This is a genomic window from Stenotrophomonas sp. STEN240 (assembly GCF_056756175.1).
On the sequence record NZ_JBRRBO010000010.1, the window covers coordinates 31692 to 53175 of the forward strand.

The 21484-nt window shown below is 64.9% G+C and carries 17 protein-coding genes; 2 read left to right on the forward strand and 15 right to left on the reverse strand.

The features are described from left to right. Positions 1-12: 12 nt before the first annotated feature. From leuC to ilvC, 6 genes are all read right to left on the reverse strand, one after another. Positions 13-1431 (reverse strand): 3-isopropylmalate dehydratase large subunit, encoded by a 1419-nt coding sequence (leuC, locus tag ACVOKO_RS06560; RefSeq protein ID WP_346498137.1) that lies wholly within the window; start codon positions 1429-1431, stop codon positions 13-15. A gap of 35 nt (positions 1432-1466) precedes the next feature. Then, positions 1467-3020 (reverse strand): 2-isopropylmalate synthase, encoded by a 1554-nt coding sequence (locus ACVOKO_RS06565; RefSeq protein WP_430980725.1) that lies wholly within the window; start codon positions 3018-3020, stop codon positions 1467-1469. Then, positions 3017-4117, reverse strand: a complete 1101-nt coding sequence (locus ACVOKO_RS06570; RefSeq protein ID WP_346498138.1) for a threonine dehydratase — start codon at positions 4115-4117, stop codon at positions 3017-3019. The genes ACVOKO_RS06565 and ACVOKO_RS06570 overlap by 4 nt, the downstream gene beginning before the upstream one ends. A gap of 111 nt (positions 4118-4228) precedes the next feature. After that, on the reverse strand, positions 4229-4480 hold the full coding sequence (locus tag ACVOKO_RS06575) for an ACT domain-containing protein (protein ID WP_346498139.1): 252 nt from the start codon (positions 4478-4480) through the stop codon (positions 4229-4231). Next, a complete protein-coding gene (gene ilvG / locus ACVOKO_RS06580) occupies positions 4464-6191 on the reverse strand; it encodes an acetolactate synthase 2 catalytic subunit (protein ID WP_346498140.1) in 1728 nt (575 codons plus the stop codon). Before ilvG ends, ACVOKO_RS06575 begins: the two co-directional genes overlap by 17 nt. A 38-nt stretch (positions 6192-6229) precedes the next feature. Continuing rightward, positions 6230-7204, reverse strand: a complete 975-nt coding sequence (ilvC, locus tag ACVOKO_RS06585; RefSeq protein ID WP_346498141.1) for a ketol-acid reductoisomerase — start codon at positions 7202-7204, stop codon at positions 6230-6232. Between the two features lie 31 nt (positions 7205-7235). Here ilvC and ACVOKO_RS06590 point away from each other — a divergent pair, with 31 nt between their 5' ends. Continuing rightward, positions 7236-7721: a hypothetical protein gene (locus ACVOKO_RS06590; RefSeq protein ID WP_346498142.1), complete on the forward strand. Its 486-nt coding sequence runs from the start codon at positions 7236-7238 to the stop codon at positions 7719-7721. Positions 7722-7843: 122 nt separating this feature from the next. Continuing rightward, a complete protein-coding gene (locus ACVOKO_RS06595; protein WP_346498143.1) occupies positions 7844-8656 on the forward strand; it encodes an AfsR/SARP family transcriptional regulator in 813 nt (270 codons plus the stop codon). A gap of 134 nt (positions 8657-8790) precedes the next feature. On the opposite strand, the gene ACVOKO_RS06600 is transcribed toward ACVOKO_RS06595, so the two are convergent. Genes ACVOKO_RS06600 through mshL form a run of 9 tightly spaced genes read right to left on the reverse strand, consistent with a single transcriptional unit; the run spans position 8791 to position 21450 of the window. Further along, entirely contained in the window at positions 8791-10008 is a 1218-nt protein-coding gene (locus ACVOKO_RS06600; RefSeq protein ID WP_346498144.1) for a type II secretion system protein, read from the reverse strand. After that, complete coding sequence (locus tag ACVOKO_RS06605) at positions 10005-11111, reverse strand: hypothetical protein (RefSeq protein WP_346498145.1); 1107 nt, start codon at positions 11109-11111, stop codon at positions 10005-10007. The genes ACVOKO_RS06600 and ACVOKO_RS06605 overlap by 4 nt, the downstream gene beginning before the upstream one ends. Continuing rightward, the gene (locus ACVOKO_RS06610; protein ID WP_346498146.1) at positions 11108-13726 is read right to left on the reverse strand and encodes a hypothetical protein; all 2619 of its coding nucleotides are present in this window, start codon (positions 13724-13726) and stop codon (positions 11108-11110) included. The genes ACVOKO_RS06605 and ACVOKO_RS06610 overlap by 4 nt, the downstream gene beginning before the upstream one ends. A gap of 15 nt (positions 13727-13741) precedes the next feature. Then, entirely contained in the window at positions 13742-14437 is a 696-nt protein-coding gene (locus ACVOKO_RS06615) for a type II secretion system protein (RefSeq protein WP_346498147.1), read from the reverse strand. 13 nt (positions 14438-14450) lie between these two features. After that, positions 14451-15707: a type II secretion system F family protein gene (locus tag ACVOKO_RS06620; RefSeq protein WP_346498148.1), complete on the reverse strand. Its 1257-nt coding sequence runs from the start codon at positions 15705-15707 to the stop codon at positions 14451-14453. Beyond that, complete coding sequence (locus ACVOKO_RS06625) at positions 15704-17419, reverse strand: GspE/PulE family protein (RefSeq protein ID WP_346498149.1); 1716 nt, start codon at positions 17417-17419, stop codon at positions 15704-15706. Before ACVOKO_RS06625 ends, ACVOKO_RS06620 begins: the two co-directional genes overlap by 4 nt. Further along, complete coding sequence (locus ACVOKO_RS06630) at positions 17406-18836, reverse strand: AAA family ATPase (protein WP_346498150.1); 1431 nt, start codon at positions 18834-18836, stop codon at positions 17406-17408. The genes ACVOKO_RS06625 and ACVOKO_RS06630 overlap by 14 nt, the downstream gene beginning before the upstream one ends. Beyond that, the gene (locus tag ACVOKO_RS06635) at positions 18833-19744 is read right to left on the reverse strand and encodes a tetratricopeptide repeat protein (protein ID WP_346498151.1); all 912 of its coding nucleotides are present in this window, start codon (positions 19742-19744) and stop codon (positions 18833-18835) included. The genes ACVOKO_RS06630 and ACVOKO_RS06635 overlap by 4 nt, the downstream gene beginning before the upstream one ends. After that, positions 19741-21450, reverse strand: coding sequence for a pilus (MSHA type) biogenesis protein MshL (gene mshL, locus ACVOKO_RS06640; protein WP_346498152.1), 1710 nt, complete (start codon positions 21448-21450; stop codon positions 19741-19743). The genes ACVOKO_RS06635 and mshL overlap by 4 nt, the downstream gene beginning before the upstream one ends. Between the last annotated feature and the right edge of the window lie 34 nt (positions 21451-21484).

The following is a 21484-nucleotide window of genomic DNA, read 5'->3' on the forward strand; positions in this document are numbered from 1 at the left end:
GTGCAACGGCCATCACGCCACCTCCTTGGCAAACAGATCGCGGGTATCGGCAACGCGGCCATTGACCGCAGCCCAGGCTGCGCTCATCGGCGAGGCCAGCAAGGTGCGCGAGCCCGGGCCCTGGCGGCCTTCGAAATTGCGGTTGCTGGTGCTCACGGCCAGCTGGCCGGGGGCAACCAGATCGCCATTCATGGCGATGCACATCGAGCAGCCAGGCTCGCGCCATTCGGCACCGGCGGCACGCACGATGTCGTGGATGCCTTCGGCCTCGGCATCGCGCTTGACGATCTCCGAACCCGGCACCACCAGCATGCGCACGCCATCGGCAACGCGGCGACCGCGCAGCACCTGCGCCACTTCGCGCATGTCGCTGAGGCGGCCATTGGTGCAGGAACCGACGAACACCACGTCCACCGGCGTACCGATCAGGGCGTGGCCGGCTTCGAGCTTCATGTAGTCCAGGCCTTTCTGCGCGGCGGCATCGTTGGCGGCCGGGATCGGCGCGTCAACCGCAATCGCGGTGCCCGGGTGCGTGCCCCAGGTCAGGGTCGGGCGGATGTCGGCGGCATCGATATTCACTTCGACATCGAAGCGTGCGCCGTCGTCGCTGGCCAACGAGGACCAGTACGCAACGGCCTTGTCGAAGTCGGCGCCCTTGGGGCCGCGCGGGGTCTTGGCGACCCAGTCGAAGGTGACCTGGTCCGGTGCGACCATGCCGGCGCGGGCACCGGCTTCGATCGACATGTTGCACAGGGTCATGCGCTGTTCCATGTCCATCGCACGGATCGCCGAGCCACGGAACTCCAGCACATGGCCGGTGCCGCCGTTGACGCCGATCACGCCGATGATGTGCAGCACCACGTCCTTGGCGCCGACACCCGGGGCCAGCTTGCCGTCCACAGTGATCGCCATCGTTTTGGCTTTGCGCTGCAGCAGGCACTGCGTGGCCAGTACGTGGCCGACTTCGCTGGTGCCGATACCGAAGGCCAGCGAGCCGAAGGCACCGTGGGTGGAAGTGTGGCTGTCACCACAGACGATGGTCATGCCCGGCTGGGTGAAGCCCTGCTCCGGTGCGATGACGTGGACGATGCCGCGGCTGGCCGAGGCCATGTCGAACAGCTCGATGCCGTATTCGGCGCAGTTCCGGGCCAGGGTTTCGACCTGCGCTTCGGAGGCCTTGCTGGCATAGGGCAGCTTGCCATCGGGGCCGGCCGGCAAGGTCGGCGTGGAGTGGTCCATCGTCGCCTTGGTGCGGTCGGTGCGGCGCGGCTTCAGGCCACGCGCACGCAGTTCGGTGAAGGCCTGCGGCGAGGTCACTTCGTGGATCAAGTGCAGGTCGACATACAGCACGGCCGGTGCGTTGTCGGACTCGGGGACCACGACGTGCGCGTCCCACAGCTTGTCATACAGGGTTTTGGGTGCGGAGCTCATCAGTACGTTCCGTTGCCTATGTTCTGCCGTCGCGCTCAGGCGCTGACGGCTTCCTCGGTCTTGCTGCCTTCACGCTGGCGCAGCAGGCGGTTGGTGACATCCAGCCAGGCCAGCGCGCTGGCCTCGATGATGTCGCGGCTGGTGCCGGTGCCTTCGAGGATCTCGCCTTCGTGGCGCACGCTCAGGTTGGCTTCGCCACGTGCATCGGCGCCGATGCCGACACTGTGCACGTGGTAGCTGTCCAGGCTCAGCTGGATGCCGGTGGCCGCCGACAGCGCCGAGAACAATGCATCGACCGGGCCATCGCCCTGCGCGGTTTCGGCCACGCGGTTGCCTTCCGGATCGGACAGCTCAACCAGTGCGTTGGCGCGGCTGCCAACATCGCTGATGGTCATCGAGGCCAGGCGGTAGCCGTCGCTGCTGGAGGTGCCCTGCATCAGGGTCTGCAGGTCGGCGTCGGTGACCACGCGCTGCTGCTCGCACAGCGCCTTGAACTGTTCGAAGATCAGCTTCAGTTCTTCTTCTTCCAGCCAGAAGCCCAGCGCACGCAGGCGTGCTTCGACCGCTGCGCGACCGCTGTGGCGGCCCAGCACCATCTGCGAGGATTCCCAACCCACGTCTTCCGGACGCATGATTTCGTAGGTGTTGCGGTTGCGCAGCATGCCGTGCTGGTGGATGCCCGACTCATGCGCGAAGGCATTGGCACCGACGATGGCCTTGTTGCGCTGGACCGGCATGCCGACCAAGCGCGACAGCAGCTGCGAGGTTGGCACGATGCGCTGGGTGTCGAAGCCGGTGTCGAAGTTGTAGAAGGCATTGCGCACCTTCAGCACCATCGCGACTTCTTCCAGCGCGCAGTTGCCGGCGCGCTCGCCGATGCCATTGATCGAGCCTTCCACCTGGCGTGCGCCGCCTTCGATGGCGGCCAGCGAGTTGGCCACGGCCAAGCCCAGGTCGTTGTGGCAGTGGGTGCTGAAGATCACCTTGTCGGCACCGGCGGCATTGCCGATCACGTGCTGGAACATGGCGCGGATTTCTTCCGGCGTGGTGAAGCCGACGGTATCGGGCAGGTTGATGGTGCGTGCGCCGGCGGCAATGGCCACCTGGGTGACTTCGGTCAGGAAGTCCAGTTCGGTGCGGGTGGCGTCTTCGGCGGAGAACTCGATGTCATCCAGATAGCCACGCGCCATGCTCACATGCTTGTGCACCGATTCCAGCACCTGCTCCTTGCTGATGCGCAGCTTGTGCTCGCGGTGCAGCGGACTGGTGGACAGGAACAGATGCAGGCGCGGGCGCGCAGCGGCTTCCAGTGCCTTGACCGAGGTTTCGATATCGCCGGCCAGGCAGCGCGACAGCACTGCCAGGACCGGCTGGCGTACCTCGCGGCCGATCAAGGCCATCGCTTCGCGGTCGGACTGCGAACTTGCGGGGAAACCGGTTTCGATCACGTCCACGCCCAGTTCCGCCAGCGCCCTTGCCATCACCAGCTTCTGCGGTGGGGTCATGCTGCAGCCGGGTGATTGCTCACCGTCACGCAGGGTCGTGTCGAAGATGGTAATTCGCGGGGTGTTGTTGGTTGGAGTATTCACCAGAGGGTCTCCTCGACTGCGGCGGTAACGGAAATTTGGGGGGATTCGGATTTGGTATTGCGCTGTGTCGATGCAACGACACGGCTTCTAAGTCGTTCGGCGTTACGCCGTCGAGGTTTGCGTGGCGGGCTGGGGCGGACTTCAGACAACAAGGTCGACAATACCGTGGCATCGATGTTGCCGCCGGACACCACTGCGCATTTACGCTTGCCGGAAACACGGCGACCGGCAGCCAATGCCAGTGCGCCGGCACCTTCGGCGATGACGTGTTCTTCCAGTGCCAGCCGCACCAGGGTTTCGCGCAGTTCGGCCTCACGCACGATGACCACATCGTCCAGCAGGCTGGCGCACAGGCGGCGGGTGATGAAGCCGGGGATTTTCACCTTGACGCCATCGGCCAGCGTCGGCACCGGGTCGATCTCGCGCACGTCGCCCTTGATCGCACGCGCCATCGAGTCGACGCCTTCAACCTGCGCGCCGATGATGCGCACGCCCTGCGACTTCAACGCCAAGGCGACGCCGGAGGCCAGGCCGCCGCCACCGATCGGCACGATCACCACGTCCGGTGCATGCGGTGCCAGTTCGATGCCCAGCGTGCCCTGGCCGGCGATCACATCGGGATCGTCGAAGGCGGACAGGAAGCGGTAGCCGTTCTGCTCGGCCAGTTCGCGGGCGAAGGCAAAGGCTTCGTCATAGCTGTTGCCGTGCTGGCGCACGGTGGCGCCCCAATGCTGCACGCCGGCAATCTTGGTGGCCGGTGCGCCGTGCGGCATCACCGTGATGGCCTGCACGCCCAGCCGATGCGAAGCCCAGGCCACGCCCTGTGCATGGTTGCCGGCCGAGGCGCAGATCACCGGGCGCTCGTCACCACGCTCCAGCGCGGCCAACAACGCGTTCAGGGCGCCACGCACCTTGTAGGAACCGGTGCGCTGCAGGTTTTCCAACTTCAGCCAGGTGCCGAAACGCTCGGCGTAATGCAGCGGGGTAGGCGGCAGGAAACGGCGCAGGCGGGCCTGCGCGGCCAACACGTCGGCAACGCTGACGTTCAGGACGTCAGCGGGTGTTGCAACTGCGACGGGGCGGCCACGATCAGGCATGTACGTGGCCGTCACCGCAAACCTGCGAGCGCCCTGTCGGTTGCCCGCGTTGAAGAAGACCCCTCCGTTGCTTGCGGCGGCGTACTACCGGTACGCCACTTACATCGCTGTTCATACGCTGGCACCTGCTACCGGTACCACGCGCACCGAATCGCAGTCATAGATTTTCTGCAATTGATGGCACAGCGTTTCCAGTGGGCGCGTGCCATCGATGTCGATCTGCACGTGCCAGCGGCCGGCATCGTCGGCCTTGCGGGTGCCGGCGATGTTGCTGGCGGAAAAACCGCGACGCTCGACCATGCCGAGCACGCGCACCAGCGCGCCTTCGGCAGGCTTCAGCACCAGGTCAAGCCGGTATTGCATTGGAACTCTCCTGCGTTGCCTTGGCATGGGCCGGGTTGCTGTCCAGCATGGTGCTGTTGGCGTTGTTGGGTGGCACCAGCGGCCAGACGTTGGCGCGTGCGTCGATGGCCACGTGCAGCAGCATCGGGCCGGGCGCGTCGAACAGTTCGGCCAGGCCGTCCTCGACCTCGGCGCGGTCGACGATGCGCTTGGCCTTGATGCCGAACACCTGGGCCAGGGCGACGAAGTCCGGGTTGTCGGACAGATCGATCTCGCTGTAACGCTCTGCGTGGAACAGCTCCTGCCACTGGCGCACCATGCCCAGCGAGGAGTTGTCCAGCAGCACGATCTTGATCGGCAGCTTGCAGCGGGCGATGGTCACCAGCTCCTGCACGTTCATCATGAAGCTGCCATCGCCGGAAACCAGCACCACGGTGCGGTCGGGGCAGGCGAACTGCGCGCCCATCGCCGCCGGCAGGCCGAAGCCCATCGTGCCCAACGCACCAGAAGTGAGGTGGTTGCGCGGGTGGTTGAAGCGGCAATGCTGCGCCACCCACATCTGGTGCTGGCCGACATCGCAGGCGATGACGGTGTCGGGCGGTGCCACTTCGCTCAGCCGCTTCAGCAGGCGCGGCGCGTAGATCTGCTCGCCGGGAGCGTCATAGCGGGCGGTGAACTTTTCGCGGTTGGCCGCGCAGCGGGCGCGCCAGGCATTGCAGTTGGCTCGCTCGCCGATCAATGCCTGCAGGCCGTCGCGCACATTGCCCGGCAACGAGATGTCGGCACCACGCAGCTTGGAGATTTCATAGATATCCGCATCCAGGTGGATGACGCGGGCAAACGGCGCGAACTCGGTCAGCTTGCCGGTGGCACGGTCATCAAAACGTGCGCCGACCACGATCAGCAGGTCCGACTCCTGCACCGCCATGTTGGCGGCGCGGGTGCCGTGCATGCCCAGCATGCCCAGGTATTGCGGATGGTTGGCGGGCAGGGCACCCAGCCCGCGCAGGGTCAGCACGGTGGGGATGCCGGTGGCTTCGACGAACTGGCGGAACTCGCCTACCGCATCGGCCAGAGCGATACCGCCGCCGCCATAGATCACCGGCTTCTCGGCCTGGGCGATGGCTGCCAGAGCCTCGGCCAACGCCGCGGCCGCCGGTGCCGGAATCGGATCGACCGAGGCCGGCACGTGATCGGGCAGATGTGCGGCATTGGCCAACTGCACATCCTTGGGCAGGTCGATCAGCACCGGACCGGGCCGCCCTTCGCGGGCGACACGGAAGGCTTCGGCAACCACGTGGGGCAGGTCATCGACGCTGCGCACCAGCCAGCTGTGCTTGACGATCGGCAAGGTCATGCCGAACACATCCAGTTCCTGGAAGGCATCGGTACCCAGCAACGGGGTACCGACCTGGCCGGTCAGGCACACCATCGGTACCGAGTCGAGCATGGCATCGGCGATGCCGGTGACCAGGTTGGACGCACCCGGGCCGGAAGTGGCCACGCATACGCCTACCTTGCCGCTGGCGCGGGCGTACCCGTTGGCGGCCAGCGCCGCGCCCTGCTCGTGACGTACCAGGATGTGCTTGAGGCTGGAGTCCACCAATGCGTCATAGAACGGCATGATGGTGCCGCCCGGGTAACCGAACAGCGTTTGCACGCCTTCGGCTTCCAGGGCCTGCGTCAGCCAGCGTGCGCCGTTACGGGGCGCACCGGGGGTGGAAGTGTTCATGCAGCGACCTTTGCCAGTTGCGGGTGGGGGACCGCGGATTACGCAGTCTGACCTTGCAGCCAAACCATCTTGGCGCGCAGTTCCTTGCCAACCTTTTCGATCGGGTGCTCCATGTCGGCCTGCTGGAACTTCTTGTAGTTCGGCAGGCCGGCGTCGTACTCGGCTTCCCAGTTCTTGGTGAAGGTGCCGTTCTGGATGTCGGTCAGCACGTCCTTCATGCGTGCCTTCACCGATGCATCGATGACGCGCGGGCCGCTGACGAAGTCGCCGTACTGCGCGGTCTCGGAGATGAATTCCAGCATGCGGGTGATGCCGCCTTCGTAGAACAGGTCCACGATCAGCTTCAGTTCGTGCAGCACTTCGTAGTAGGCGATTTCCGGCTGGTAGCCGGCTTCCACCAGCGTTTCAAAGCCGGCCTGCACCAGCGAGGAAGCGCCGCCGCACAGCACGGCCTGCTCGCCGAACAGATCGGTTTCGGTTTCTTCCTTGAAGGTGGTCTTGATGATGTTGGCGCGTGCGCCGCCCAGGCCAGCGGCATAAGCCAGGGCGTACTGCTCGGCATTGCCGCTCTTGTCCTGGTAGACCGCGTAGATGCACGGCACGCCGCGGCCGATTTCATATTCGCGGCGGACCAGCGCGCCCGGGCCCTTCGGCGCGACCAGCACCACGTCCAGGTCGGCGCGCGGTTCGATCATGCCGAAATGCACGTTCAGGCCGTGCGCGAACAACAGGCAGGCACCCTGCTTCATGTTCGGTGCCAGCACCTCGTTGTACAGCTTCTTCTGCACCATGTCCGGGGTCAGTACGGCGACCAGGTCGGCGTCCTTGACCGCTTCGGCCGGGGTCTTGACGGTGAAGCCATCGGCCTGGGCCTTGACCTCGGTGGGGCCACCAGCGCGCAGGCCGACGATCACGTCGAAGCCGGATTCACGCAGGTTCATGGCATGGGCGCGGCCCTGGCTGCCGTAACCGACGACGGCGATTTTGATCTGGGGCAGTTCGTTGGTGCTCATGGTGCTTGGTTTCCTTGCGATGAAGAGAGACATGCAGAAAAAGAAACGGCCGTTGCGTCAGGACGCAGCGGCCGGGGCGGGCAGGGCAGACACCATGCAGGTCGCAGCGCTGCAAGTGGCAGCGTTGGCGGTGTGTTTGTTCAAGGTGTCTGGGGTCGAATACATGGTTTCAGATGAAATAGAAGCTGGAAACGAAAAACCCCGCGCCGGGGCCGGTGCGGGGTCTTTGTTCGAATCTGGCATTTTCTGCTACGCGCCAGCTCGCCCCGCCCCTGTAGGTTCGGTAATAAGTACGAGTACAAGCAGCGACGCCGCGGCGCGAGCCGGGGTCGAAGACAAGTTGGCGGTGGTGTTGTGGCGTTGCAGCATTAGTCGAGATAACCACCGCCGCCACGCGCTGTCAACGCTTGCAGGTGTGATTGTCTTGAACCACCGCGTAAACCCCGCCGTAGGGGCATGGTTGCGGCTGAAACCTCCACTGACGCCTGCGCGCAGTGTGCGGATTGCGCGGATTTGAACCATTAATAGGCACTTGAGTGAAGCGGGTGAAAGTTTTTCCCACGCCGATGATTGGATTGCGCCGCTTTTGCCGGTTTAACAAGTAAGGGCCTCTTTCTGCCGGCCCAGCCGGGGGAAACCATGACGCAATTAGTAGAGCAGGATGCCGCCTGCGCGGGCACCAACCGGTGTGGCGGGCACAGTGGCGCACCGATTACTGGCCTGGTGCAGCTGATGGGCCAGATCGATGGCTTGCCCGCGCCGCTGATCTATCGCAAGGGCTGGGCCCTGCTGGGCTATCTGGCGATGGAGTCCAATCGCATGCATTCGCGGGCGGCGCTGGCGGCACTGCTGTGGCCGACCCTGGGTGAGACCAGTGCGCTGACCAACCTGCGGCAGGTGCTGAGCAACCTCAATCGCTTCTGCTGCATGGCACTGGGCGCCGATATTCTGCGCATCGAGCGCTCGGCGGTGGGCCTGATGCGCGGCAGTGAGCCCATGTTCGATATCGACCTGCTGCATCTGGCGCCCTGCCAGTCGGTCTACCTGCTGGCCGAGCAACGGATATTCATGGACGGCATGGAGGACATTGCCGACTCCAATTTCCAATCCTGGCTGGAAGCCACAAGGCAGATGCTGGAGGCCCAGCTGATGGGCGCGGCCGAGCGCTGCTGCGATGAGATGCTGGAAACCTCGCGCTGGGAGCCGGCGATACAGCTGGCGCGCGCACTGAGCCAGCGCGATCCGTGGAATGAAGCGCATGCGCGACGGGTGATGCGCGCCCATGCCGGCGGCGGCATGCGCACGGCGGCGCTGAAGGTCTACCAGCGCTTCGAGTCGCTGCTGCGCAGCGAGCTGGGCCTGGACCCGGGCACGGAGACGCGGCAGCTGTTGGAGCAGATTGGTGGCCGGGCGACAAGCCCGCTCGCGGCGGCAAGCCTGGCGGCCGCGTGATGGGCTGAAGCGGTTCGCAACGCGACAGAAACAACGATGGCGGCCCGAGGGTCGCCATTGTTGTTTCTGCCGGCGGCATGATCGCAGCTTGCTGCGGGCAGAGGGCATGCAGCCGTGATCGCCGCTATCGTTGATCAAGGCTGCATGCCGCGACCGTCGGCCTGCACGGCGCGTACATACAGATCCTGGGAAAGCTCGCTGGAAAGGTGGGTCAAGCCGGTTTCCGGTTCCTGGATGCGTTTGTACAGATCCTGGGACCGCTTGAGTGCCTTGTCGGTGGAACTCTTGAGAATGCCGGCCTTGATCGCCACGGTCGCAGCCGCCACGGTTGCTGCTATGGACAGCGCCAGCTTGGTGTTGCCGGTAAATATCTCCGGCGACTTCAGCTCCGGGTTGGCCGCCGCCTTGGCCAGATCGGCCAGGGCACCGGCGATGCCGGCGCTGGCCCCGGTTGCACCGGCAGTGCCTTCAAGCACCGAGGCGGTGGCGAAATCAGCGTTCACCTTGGCCAGTTTCTCCAGGATGCGCAGCTGTTCCTGCAGGTCGAGCATGGACTTGGCATCCATCTTGGCCGCTGCGGCCACGTTGAAGTGGCTGTAAGTCACCGACGCTACCGGCTCTGAACACTGCAGGCGCGCCCACAGCTGATCGGTGCCGGTGATGCGTATCTGGTTCAGATAATCGGCATCGTTGCTGCGCCGTAGCGAATGAAACCCATTGGGTTTGCCACTGATGATGCTGGAGCTGCTGCCGGGCTGGCGGGTGGCAATGGCGTAGGCCACGTTGCGGCCGCGCGGGGCGCCAGCGACGTCTTCCACGCTGTGCAGGTGATTGGTATTCAGCGGCAGCCGCATCGCCACGCGCAGGCCGTGGCAGAGATCCAGGCCATTGACGTTGCCCAATGCCACGGTGGTGGCTACATCGCCGGTCAGCATCTGCAGTGGCCGGTTGCGGTCCTGCAGGCTGGCCAGGTCGGCGTCCAGCTGCGGTGCTGCCGCGTTGGCATAACGCAGCACACCATAGGCCAGTTGCCCGGCGCGTGCGTCGGGCAGGCCCAGCGACTTCCACGGCAAACGCCCGGTAGCTGGCGCTGCGCAGTCCTCCATGCCCTGTTCGTCACTGGCCGGGCACGGAAGCCGTTGGTGGGTGGCGGCAAAACCGAGCACCGCATCGTCCGCGCGTTGTACCAGGCTGCGTGTATGGGTCTGCTGTTTCTGTTGCTGCACGTTGCCGTACCAGCGCACCAGGATGACGCCGATGACGCCCAGTATGACCAGCACCAAGGCCAGTTCCAGCAACGAAAAGCCACGCTGCCGGCGTGCGGTGTTGGCTGCGGGTGAGAGTGCGCTCATGGGTTCAGCCCGGTTGCATCGAGTTGACGCGCCTTCAGTGCGGCGGCGTTGCGCAGCTCGGTGATTCTTGCAAGCTGCGCGGCGGCGGCGGCTTTGCTGTTGAGCGCGGCCTGGTAGCCGGTGCCGGCATCTTCCTTGGCTTGCGCCGCAGCCTGCACCAGCGCGTAGACGGTGGTGCCGATCTGCGCCGCAGCGATGATGCCTTGCGCAATGGCGACGGCAACCTTGAACGCGTCTTCGGGCGGAACCAGATCCGGAACCGCCATCACTGCGGACATCGCCACCTGAATCAGCCCAAGGGCCAGGTCGAATGCAGCAAAATCGACCGCGATCTGCGCATTGTCGCGGTCCAGGTCGGCAATCTCCTGATAGAAGTCGCGGGTGGTCTTGTGCAGGTCGGCCAGCAGGTACTCACTTTGTGCGGTCTGCGCCGATTGCGCGGCCGCATAGGCGCGCGGCAGGCGCTCGATACAGCCCATGCGCGCATACAGCTCGCCCATGCCAAGCCCATTGGTGAGCAGGCTGGCATCGCCGGCAGCAGGGCCGTTATAGGCGCTGGAAATGCTGATCGGGACTGCTTGGCCACCGCCATCGGCTAGACGGTGGCTCAACGCGAAGGCCGAGGCGACCGTGCCGCCTACGTGCAAGCCGTTGTTGTTCAAGGTGCCGGCCAGACGCACGCAGAAGTCCAGACCGTTTGCCAACGGCGTGGTGGCCACGCCGGCCACGACGGGCAGATCCGGGTTGTACAGCATGGGGTCGGCCGCAGCCGCCAGTTCGCCCTTTACCGCATAGCCCATCGGCGCGTTGTCGGCCAGGCCCAGGGTTGAGCCGGGCAGGCGCCCGGCCAGCGCGCCGATATCTTCCCGGCCATCACCATCCTGATCGGCATAGGGCAGGCGGAAATGGCTGAGTGAGTAACCCACCAGTGCATCCTGTGCCTGCGACAGGCGTTGCTCTGCCAGTTCCTGCGCGCCCATTTTCGCGCCCAGCGGCAACAGCGGCAGCACCACCACCGCCAACAGCGCGGCAATCACCAGCACCACTGCCATTTCCAACAGGGTCCAGCCGGGCGCTGGACGCAGACGGCTGCGCTCAATCATGGCGACACCGCCGATTGCACAGCTGCGTTGCGATCAGGTCCCACTGCACCACGGTCATCTGCTGCCTTCACTGTCTGATTGGGGCCAAGCCACAGCTCGGTGCCCGCCGAATTGGAGTTGTTGAACGCGACTTTCAGCAACTGCTGGTAACCGGCCACGGCAGCGGCGAACTGGCTGGCCGTGGTATCGGCATTGGCGCGTGACTTTGCCGCAACCTGTGCGCGGGTCTTGTGTTCACGGTAGGCATCGCCATACGACAGCCAGAAGCCGGAGCCCTGCCTGCGTATCAACGGCAGGTAATTGCCATTTTTCCAGTACGGGAACAAAGCGGTCAGTGAGTTGCACTGCTTCTGCTGGATCATCTCCGCCGAGCAGAACGGCCATTGATTGCCGGGCGGATAGCGGCTGGCGTAAGGCGCTGACGTGACCCAGTAACCGGCGGTTACCACATTGCCATCGGCGTCCTTCACCGGCTCGATCCAGACATTGCTGAACTCCTTGGTGGCGCCGGAGCTGGCAGCATTGTCATACAAGCGGTCCACGATGACCTGGTGTTCGGCCATCTTGCCGTTGTTGTAGACAATGGCATCCTTCAGCGCCGGGATGCAGTAAGGGCCGGCGGTGGACGCGGAGGTGCCATCGGCGTTGACGGTCGGGGCGAACTGCTCCAGCACGCCATCGCGCACGCAGGTTTTGACATAGACAACGTTGCTGGCGGAGCTTTCGCAGACGATTCTTTCGATCTCCGACGGTTCCTTCTCGCAGCTTTTGGAGGCGGCAATCTGCTCCAATGCCGCGCGGCAGCTGATTCTGTCTGCCTCTGCGCCTTTCTTGTTGCACTCGGCCAAGGCTTTAGCACGGTCCGCGTCGCTGTCGTCGTATTGATCGATCAGCGATTGAAACTGCTTCAGGCGCTCGGCGTAGTTCTTCTGGTCTGCTTTCAGTACGTCAAAAGCGATGAGGGCATCCATGTAGTCACGTGCTGTCTGCAACTGGTAGCGGAGCAGATTCAGCTGGCGGTTCCGCTCAGTGGTGGACATGCCACCCCAGCCCTGGATGCGGTACTGCAGGTTGCGGTCTTCCCAGTGCAGCATGTACTGGTTGTAGTAGGCATCGCGTTTTGTTTCCGCAGCCTTGGCTTCCGCTTCGGCCTCTTCGGAGGTCTGCTTCAGGCCCTTCGGATCACAGACGCTGCTGACCGCGCCGGTCAGCGGGTCACGGTGGTCCTTGCAGACCCCATAGGCCGAGTCGCGCGCGCGCTGGATGGCTTCGGCGAGGCTGGTGGCGTTGGCTTCGACAGCGGAGTTGGCCAGACGCAGCACGACGTCGGCCTCGGACAGGGCCGCGCTGTTCTGGCCCAGGGCAGCGATGTTCTGTGCCAACGCTGCGATGTTCAAGCCAAGCGCCACCGATTGCTTGACCAGCGCTGCGGTTGAGAGGGGGACGCGCCAGCATTCGATGCCCAGTGATACCGCACAGCGCACCACGTTCTGGGCCAACAGTACGATGGCCTCGGCCAGATCCAGGCCGGCAGCGGCTACGTCGACGCCGGCCATCACCACGCCGATGGTGCCGAAGGCGACCGCCTGCTGGCCGCCGGCAACCGCGTCCTCGGCGTTGCCGACGGTGCTCTCCTGGGTGTCCTTGACCGAGTCGTCGATGCCCGCTGCATCGGCCAGCAGATCAAGCGACGAAACCGGCACGTTGTCGGCGAAGGCGACGCGGCCATTGCTCGCCAGACGCGAGGTCAGCAGGCTGCAGCCCACCAACTGCGCGAGTGATTCGAAGGTGCGCACGCGTACGCGGTCATCGTAGTCGGCGGCGTTTTCTTTTGCCGGGTCGGCCAGGGTCAATGCGTTGCTGAGGTTGGCATCGTCGAAACGACCGTTGCTGCCCGCGTCAGGCCCGGCGACGGCGACGCCGTAAGCAATGACGCGGCTGCTGCCGGCCACGGTGGTCGACAGGCCGCTGCTGCCGGCGACCGCGGCCTGGCCCAGCGATGCGCAGAAGTCGAGCCCATTGATGGCGTCGTACTCGAATGCGGTAGCGGGTGCACCCGGCGTGCTGGCAGGCACTTCGAAGTCGTCGCGTGCCTCGTAGACGTTGTCTTCGCCGTTGTAGGCGGGGGGGCTGTAGCGCGCGGAGGCAAGCGCCAGATCAATGGAGGTGCCTGCGCTGGCCGCGTAAGGCGCCGCTGCCGGTGCTGCTGCAGGCCGGTTCACCGCGTACAGCACGGGACTGGGGAGTCTGCCGCCGCCGGAGGAACCGATGATCGAACTGCTGTTGGCGTCGAAGAACGTGTCCAGCGTGGCTACCGGCAGGTAACCCTTGCTGTTGCCGGAGGCACAGTCTTCCTTGCCCTCCGGCGTGCTGGCCGGGCACGGCAGACGCGAGTTGGCGGCAGCGAAGGCGGTGATGGCCTGGTCGGCCCAGCTCAGCGCCTGCGCTTGCTGCTCGGACTGCCGGCTGGCCGTACGCGACTGCAGCACCTGGAAGCCGGATGCGATCAACGCGCCCAACAGCAGCAGCATAAGTGCGACCTGCAGCAAGGTCATGCCGCGTTGTCGTACCGGCGAGGGAGCGCGCAACGCGCGCAGGTTGGCGTGTAAGGTCATGGCGATTCAGCCCGGTCAGCGATTCAGCTTGAGGTAGGCATCGACGGCGAGTACCTGGCCGGTGTCATTGGCGTGTGTGCGGCTGTCTTTTTCGTTCCTGCTCCACGGGAACTCCGGCGGTGGCGCCGACACCGCCGACGTCAGGTTGTGCGAGCCGACTTCGCGCACCCGGCCGAAGCGGGCGTTGATATTGCCGTCGATGCGCACATCCAGTTGCCGCGCAAGCTCCGGGGTGAGCCCGGTCAGGCGCATCACATTGCGCGGGCGTGGCAGGTAGGCGTTGCCGGTGGTGGGCTCGGCCCAGTCGGGTACGGCCTGGAAGCACACCTCCAGTTCGCGCGGCAAGCCTGCCGCGTCCTGGTAGACGTAGCGTGACTCCAGTCCTTCGGCGCGGCCCTCGGGCAAGGTGATGCCATAGCGCAGCATTTCGTCGCGCAGGTTGTCCCGGCACAGCGCCGAGCTGCCCTTGTTGACCTTGCCGGTGGGGTTGGCGATATCGTCCGCCGGTACCCCGCCGACCTGGGCGACGTACTGGTCGTAGGCCAACATCCAGCCCTGGATGAACTGGCTGCCGATACGTTCGGCCACCGCGCTGCGATAGACATCACGGCCAACGCTGACCCCGCCGATGAGCACGGCGATGATTACCAGCACCACGGCCATCTCCATCAAGGTGAAGCCGCGCGCGTTGCGTGGATTGAAACGAATCATCGGGAGTCCTTGATTACATGTGAGGCGCGGTGATCGCCTGCTGCACGAGGTCATAGACCGGCAACAGCAGCGCCACGATCAGAAACACGAACATGCCGCCGGCAAACAGCACGACCACCGGCTTGATGATTTCCGACAGATTGGTGATCAAGCGCTGCAGCCGCAGGCTGTATTCCTCCGAGAGCCGCGAAAACTGCGAGTCCAAGGTGCCGGTGTCCTCACCAACGCCGATCATGCGCACCATCATCGAAGGGAAACCGCCAACCTGACGCATTGCCGCCGAGACGCGGTCGCCGCGTTCCAGTACCTGGCGGATGGCGATGATGCGGTCGCGGTAATACTCGTCCTGCATCGCCCGTTCCATCACCTGCAGGCTGCTCACCATGTCCACGCCGGCGCGGATCAGCAGCGCCATGTACTCGGTGAAGAAAGCCAAACCAGACGAATACATGATGGTCTTGGCGATGGGCAGCTTGTGCAGCGTGTAGTGCGCCGCACGCCGGAATGGACGCGAATGGCGCCAGGTGACCCACAGTGCGAATGCGGCCAACACCATGCCGGCAACGATCCAGGTGAAATGGCCAATCAACCACTCCGACCCTTTCATCACCGCGATGGTGAGCGGTGGCAGCTTGGCATTCATCTGCTTGAAAAGATCGGACAGGTTCGGGATCACGTAATAGATCCAGAAGCCACCCGCGGCGAAGATCGCCGAGAAAACGAAGGCCGGGTAGATCAATGCCTGGCGGGTGTCGGCAGTCATCTTGGAGATGCGTTCGACATGATCGGCCGCTTCCTTGAGCATGCGGTCCATCGAGCCGGTTTCATCGCCGATCATCACCAGGTTGCGTACGGTCTCCGGGAATGCATCCGGGTAACGCGCAAACGCCTCGCTGAAGGTGGCACCCGCATCCAGTTCCTCGAGCAGGCGCCTTGCCAGCTTAGCCGGGTTGGAGGTTGGCCCACTGCCCACTTCGTTGGCGACCGCGCGCAGTGCCTCCATGACGGGAATGCCGGCGCTGGTCATCACTGCCAGGTCGCGCAGCATGCCGGCCAGTTCCACCGGTTTGATGGTCGGCTTGAACAGGTGCGAGAGCGAACGCTGGGTCTCGGCCAACCAACCCGGGAGCCGGTACAGGGTGAGCACCACGGCATCGAAGTTCTTTTCCAGCCACATCCGTGCGGAGGCATCGCGCTCGACCGACAGCTGGGTGACCCCGCTGCGGACGCGGCCGCTGTTCAACAACAGGCGGTAGTAGTAGACGTTCATGGCGAGGGACCCACGCCGACCACGCGCAGGATTTCCTCGCTGGTGGTCTGGCCGGCAATCACCCGCCGTTGCGAAATCTGCTCGATGCCCCGGAAGCCGGCGTTCATCGCCAGGTTGCGCACGGTTTCGCGGCTGGCGTCGTCGGAAATGCCATTGGCCAGCGGTTCGTCCACCATCATGATGTCGTACACCGGCAGGCGCCCGTAGTAGCCGCTGCCACGGCAGCGGTCGCAGCCTTGACCACGGCGTCCGCAGGTGCCGGGCGGCAGGTTCATCCAGGCCAGTTCGGCTTCGGTGAACGGGACATCCGTGCTGCAGAACATGCAGTTCTGCCGGACCAGACGCTGGTTGACCACTGCCAGCAGATTGTCGGCGATGACCTGTGCTTCCAGACCAAGCGGACGCAGGCGCGGCACCACGCCGAACACGCTGGTCACGTGCAGGGTGGACAACACCAGATGGCCGGTGGCCGCTGCTTCCAACGCCGCCTGTGCGGTTTCCGCATCGCGCATTTCGCCGAGCAGGATCACATCCGGATCGTGGCGCAGGAAGTGGCGCAGCGCGGAGCCGAACTCGTAGCCGGCGCGGCGGTTGACTTCGGTCTGGCCGGCGCCGGGCACGCGGTACTCGATCGGGTCTTCGACGGTCAGCACGTTGCGCTCGATCAGCGACTGCATGCGCAGCGCGGCATGCAGCGATGAGCTCTTGCCCGAGCCGGTGGGGCCGGTGATCAGGATCAGCCCGGCCGGGCGCGAGAACAGGCGCTCCAGGGCGGCCACGTCTTCGGGGAAGAAGCCCATTTCCTCCAGCCCGGCCAGATCGCTGTGCTCGGGCAGCAGACGCATCACGGTGCGTTCGCCAGAGTCGGTGATCAGGGTCGACACACGCACGGTAATGGGCGAATCCAGTACGGTGGCGCGGAAGCTGCCGTCCTGCGGCCGGCGTTGTTCGGAGATGTCCATCTCCGCTGCCAGCTTGATGTAGCCGAGCAGGCGGCTGAGCGAGTTGGGCATGGCCCACATCGGGCGAAGCACGCCGTCGATGCGGAACAGCACATGCAGGCTGTGCTCGGAAGGTGCGATGTGGATGTCGGTGGTGCGCTCGCGGATGGCCAGATGCAACAGGTAATCGAGCAGTTTCTCCGGGCTGTAAGCGTGGTCGTTGTCCACCGCCAGGCGCCGGATCTCTTTCTCAAGCAGGCTCTCGATCGGGTTCTGGGCGAAGTAATAGGTCTGCCGGATCAGCCGCGCAACCTTGCCGTATTCGCCCTGGAAGAAGCGGCAGCGCAGGCCGCAGCGCTGCAGCACCAGCTGCTGCACCGCCGCCGGGTCAGCGTCGCCGAGCAGCACTTCGAGCTGGTCGCCGCTGCGGCGCAACGGCAGGAACTGGCGCAGCTGGCACAGCTCGCGGTTGAAGATGGCCAGTACCTGCGCGTCCGGCACGGGCAGGGTATCGACCTGCGCGTACTCCATGTTCTCCAGCTCGGCCTGGGTGCGGACAATATCCGATTCGTTCGCCAGACCATGGCGTATCAGCAGCCGGCCGAAGCTGGTCTGCTCGACCAGATTCTTCTGCCGTGCGTACAGCAGCTGGATGGGATCAAGCAGGCCGCGCTCGTTGAGCACGACACCGAGCTTGGCCTGCTCGAGGCTGACCAACCCCTGGGTGTTGTTGGCCGAAGCTGGGGGAATGCGGGAGTCAGCCGTTGTCATGGGATGCGGAATCCGTAGGTCTGGAAAGAGAGGTGGGGTGGCCCGTGCGGTCTTCGAGCAGGCGCAGCGTCAGCGGATCGATCTGGCCGCTGGCAGGCACCCCGAGCTCGTGCTGGAAGCGGGCCAAGGCGCGTTGGGTCAAACGGCCGAACTGGCCATCGATGGCGCCGTCGTAATGGCCCAGGGCAGTGAGCTGTATCTGCAGCCCACGCAGCGCGTTGTCCACGGTGGCTGGGTCCTGGAAGTTGTGGACGCCCTGCGGCGGGCTCCAGGCGATCTCCCAGCCGCCGCCATGCTGCTGGCTGCACAGATCAGCGGAGTCGTGCACGGCCAGCGCAGTACGCGCGGAGACAGGATCCCGGCGTTGCTGTGGGGTGGCGGTGCGATGCAGACAATCGGCCCAGGACTCGTGGCTTGGCGTGCGTTCGGCGGAGGTTTCCAGTGGCGCAGCGTTGACGACGCTGGTGCTGTTGCTGTCGGCGCGGGATTCGTTGCTGCCGATCAGCAGGCCCACCAGGCCAAGGCCCGTGGCGAGCAGCACGCTGGCGGCAATCGCCAGACCATTGCGGGGGACGTGACGGCGCGCTGGGCGCACGCCCGACTGTGCGGCCGCGCTGCGGATCAGCCGGGTATCGATCTGCCGTTGCCCCTGCGGTTGCGCATACAGGCCATACAGGCAGCGATCCATGATCAGATGGATGCGGCGCGGATTGCCCTTGCTGCAACGGTGCAGCGCGGCGGCTGCAGCGGGTTGCACCTTGATGGAGCTGGCGGCACCGGCCGCAGCAAGGCGAAAATCAACATAGGCACGGGTCTGCTGCAGATCCAGCGCATCCAGCCGCACGTGCTTGCAGATGCGGCTGGTCAGCTGGCGGATCTGTGGCTGGTCCAGGTTGTCGCGCAGCTCCGGTTGCCCGGACAGCACGATCTGCAGCAGCTTTTCCTGGCCGGTCTCCAGGCTGGTCAGCAGCCGTACCAGCTCGAGGCTGGCCAGCGTCAGGTTCTGTGCATCATCGATGATCAATACGCAGGTGGTGCGGTCCTGCCAGCGGCTGATCAGGAACCGGTTGAGGATTTCGATGTCGTTGGCGGCGTTGCCCTTGGGGGTCAAGCCGAAATCACGCAGGATCGCAGCGAGCAGGTCATCGCCCTGCAGGAAAGTATTGAATACCAGCGAAACCACGATGCCGTCGGTTTCCAGTTGGCCCAGCAGACGGCGCAGGAACGTGCTTTTGCCAGTGCCGACTTCACCGGTCAGCAGCACAAAACCGGCGCGCGTCCGCAGCGCATGGGTGGCCTCGACCAACTCGCCTTCCAGCATTGGCGTGGCGTAATAGGAAGCAGCATCGGGCGTGGGTGGAAACGGTGAGCGTTCCAGGCCAAGCGTCTGCAGATGTCGGGCCAGGGCAGGGTTCATTGCCGAGCCGTCTCCAACTCGGCCTGGGCGCGGCTGACCATCTGCGAGCCGGTGTTGCGTGCGGCCAACTTGGCCAGCCGATCCCTGGCCTGGTTGAGGTCTCCGCGACGGGCATCGATCAAGGCCAGATTGACGCCTGCGTACTCATCATCAGGAACCCGCTGCAGGATCGCCCGGTAATAGCGCTCAGCGTCTTCGATGTCGCCGTTGCCATGTGCAGCCCAGGCGCGCGCACGCAGCAAGGTTAGGCTGTCAGCTGGAAGCAATGCCTGCAGCTCGCTCAAGCTGGTGTCGCGCACCGCATTGTCACCGCTGGCAACGGCCGCCTGCAGGCGTGACATCGCGGTCTTGACCTGCATCGGATCTGGTTCGTCGCCGCTGGTCGGCGCCGATGTCGCAGATGCGGACTTTGCCGGTGCCTGGCTGACGGTGATCGTCACCGCTGATGTTGCTTCGCGGACGCTGGGTGCTGTGCTGGTGACAGCGCCGGGAGCCGCGGCAGCGATGTTCGCCGAGGTTGCGGCAGCGGCCGCGATCGGCGCGGCAGGGGCGACGCGCGTTGCCAACACGATCGGTGGCAGCGTCCTGACGCCAGCCGTCTGCACAGGGCGTTGTGTGGCTGGGTCGGCGCCCGGGCGTGCGCCGGGCGATGTGTTGATCGCAGGCGGCATTGCTGCGGGGCCTGGCAATGACGCTGGCGCCTGGATAGGCGTTGCCGCCGCGATCGGCGCTTGCTCATTGCCGCCACCACGGGCCAGCAGGTAGCCGGCGGGGCCGGCCAATACGACGCCCAACAGCAGCCACCTGCCGTGGCGTGGCAGCTGCTGCCACGCTGCGGTCTGCGCTGTCTGCCGGTCGGCGGCAGGTGAGGACTCGCCGCCGCTCAGGGCGTCATGGATCAGGCTCACAGCACTTTCACCCGCAGCACGACCACCAGTTCGCGGGTGTTGTGGGTCTTGGCGCGTGAACCGAACAGACGGCCGAACACCGGCACGTCGGAGGCGCCGGGAATGCCGCGGTCGTCCATCGACGAGTTCTGGTCGATCAGGCCGCCCAGCAGCACGGTATCGCCGTCACGCAGATTGAGCGTGGTGGTGATGCCTTTGACATTGATCTGCGGCAGGGTCACCGCATTGCCATTGGGGAACTCCTGCAGCTTCAAACTGCCTGGTTGCACTTCGGTCTGCATCGGATGCACCAGCAGTTCCACCGTGCCGTTCTCGTGCACCATCGGCGCCACACCAATGACCACGCCGGAGAACAGCGAGTCGGTCTGGATGTCCGAAGAGGTGAAGCCCGACCCGGTGCCCGAACCGCCAGAGAAGTTGGTGGTGGACTTGGTGACGTAGCGGATATTGGTGCCCACGCTCAGGTAGGCGGGACTGCCGTTGCGCACGCGCACGCTGGGGTTGGACAGCACTTTGACGTTGCCAAAGCCGCGCAGCACATTGACCGCAGCGGAGAAGGTGTCGCTCATGTAACTCAGGCCAAGTGCACGGCCGGCAACCGAGCCCAGCGTCTGGTTCGGGAACACGATGGTACGGCCCTGCTCGCCAAGCCGGTTCATGGTGCTGTAGGGCAGGACGCTGTCGGCCACCGGCATGATCGTGGCCGGGGCGTCGCCGTAGATGCCGGCAACGCGGTTGCGCAGCAGGTTCCAATCGACGCCGTAATTGGAGTTGTCGTTGAGCGACACGTCGAGGATCTGTGCTTCAACCAGCACCTGCCGACGCATCTTTTTCTGGCTGTGCTCCAGCAGATCTTCGATGGCGCGGACCTGCGAGGGACGCGCGCGCACGTACAGCGTACCGGTGCCCGGATCCAGGCTGTAGCGTGCCGATTCCGGCGCCGGCGGGCCATTCGGATCGCGTGCTGCGGCGGTCTCGGCCTTGTCCTCGGCCAGTATCACCTTCAGTGCCGCATCCAGCTGTTTGTAGGGGTCGCTCTCCTTGCCCATGCTGCCGGAAATGCTCAGGTCACCCTTCAGCGATTGACCACCACCGCCACCACCGGCCTGCATGCCAGCGCCGAACACATCGCCGCCGGAGGCCAGGTCCATCATCGTGACCGAGTTGAGCATGTCGACGTTGAAGATCCGCTCGCTCATCTGCGACACCACCAGCGAACCGCCACGGACCTGACCATTGAGGTCGAACGCATCCAGGATGTGCCGGTAAACCTCACGCGCGGACACATTGCGCAGGTGCAGGCTGGCGCGCTGCTTCTGCTGCAGCACCTTGGGGTCGACGATGAGGTTCATCTTCAACTCGTCAGCCAGCGCCCACAGCAGCTGGCCAACATCGGCGTCATACATGCTCAGGCTGACCACGCTGTTCTCCAGCGGGTCGTAGGCCGGCGCGATGGGCGCAGCCGCAGCAGGTGCCGGCGCGCGATGCTCCACTTCCTCGAACAGCTTGTCCTGGCGCGCAGCGAGCTTGGCCGATTCCTCGTTGATCGCGCTGCCGGTGCGCTCCAGCGCCTTGTACTCGGTCGGCGGCATATCCTGGGTGCTGCGCGGCGGCATGTTGGTACAAGCGGCCAGCAGCAGACTGCCGGTGCTGACAGTCAGCAACCTGGTGAGAGAGCGATGGCGCGGGGTGAGTCTGGAGTTCATGAAAGCGGCCCTGGATAGATGGTTCGTTTCGTAG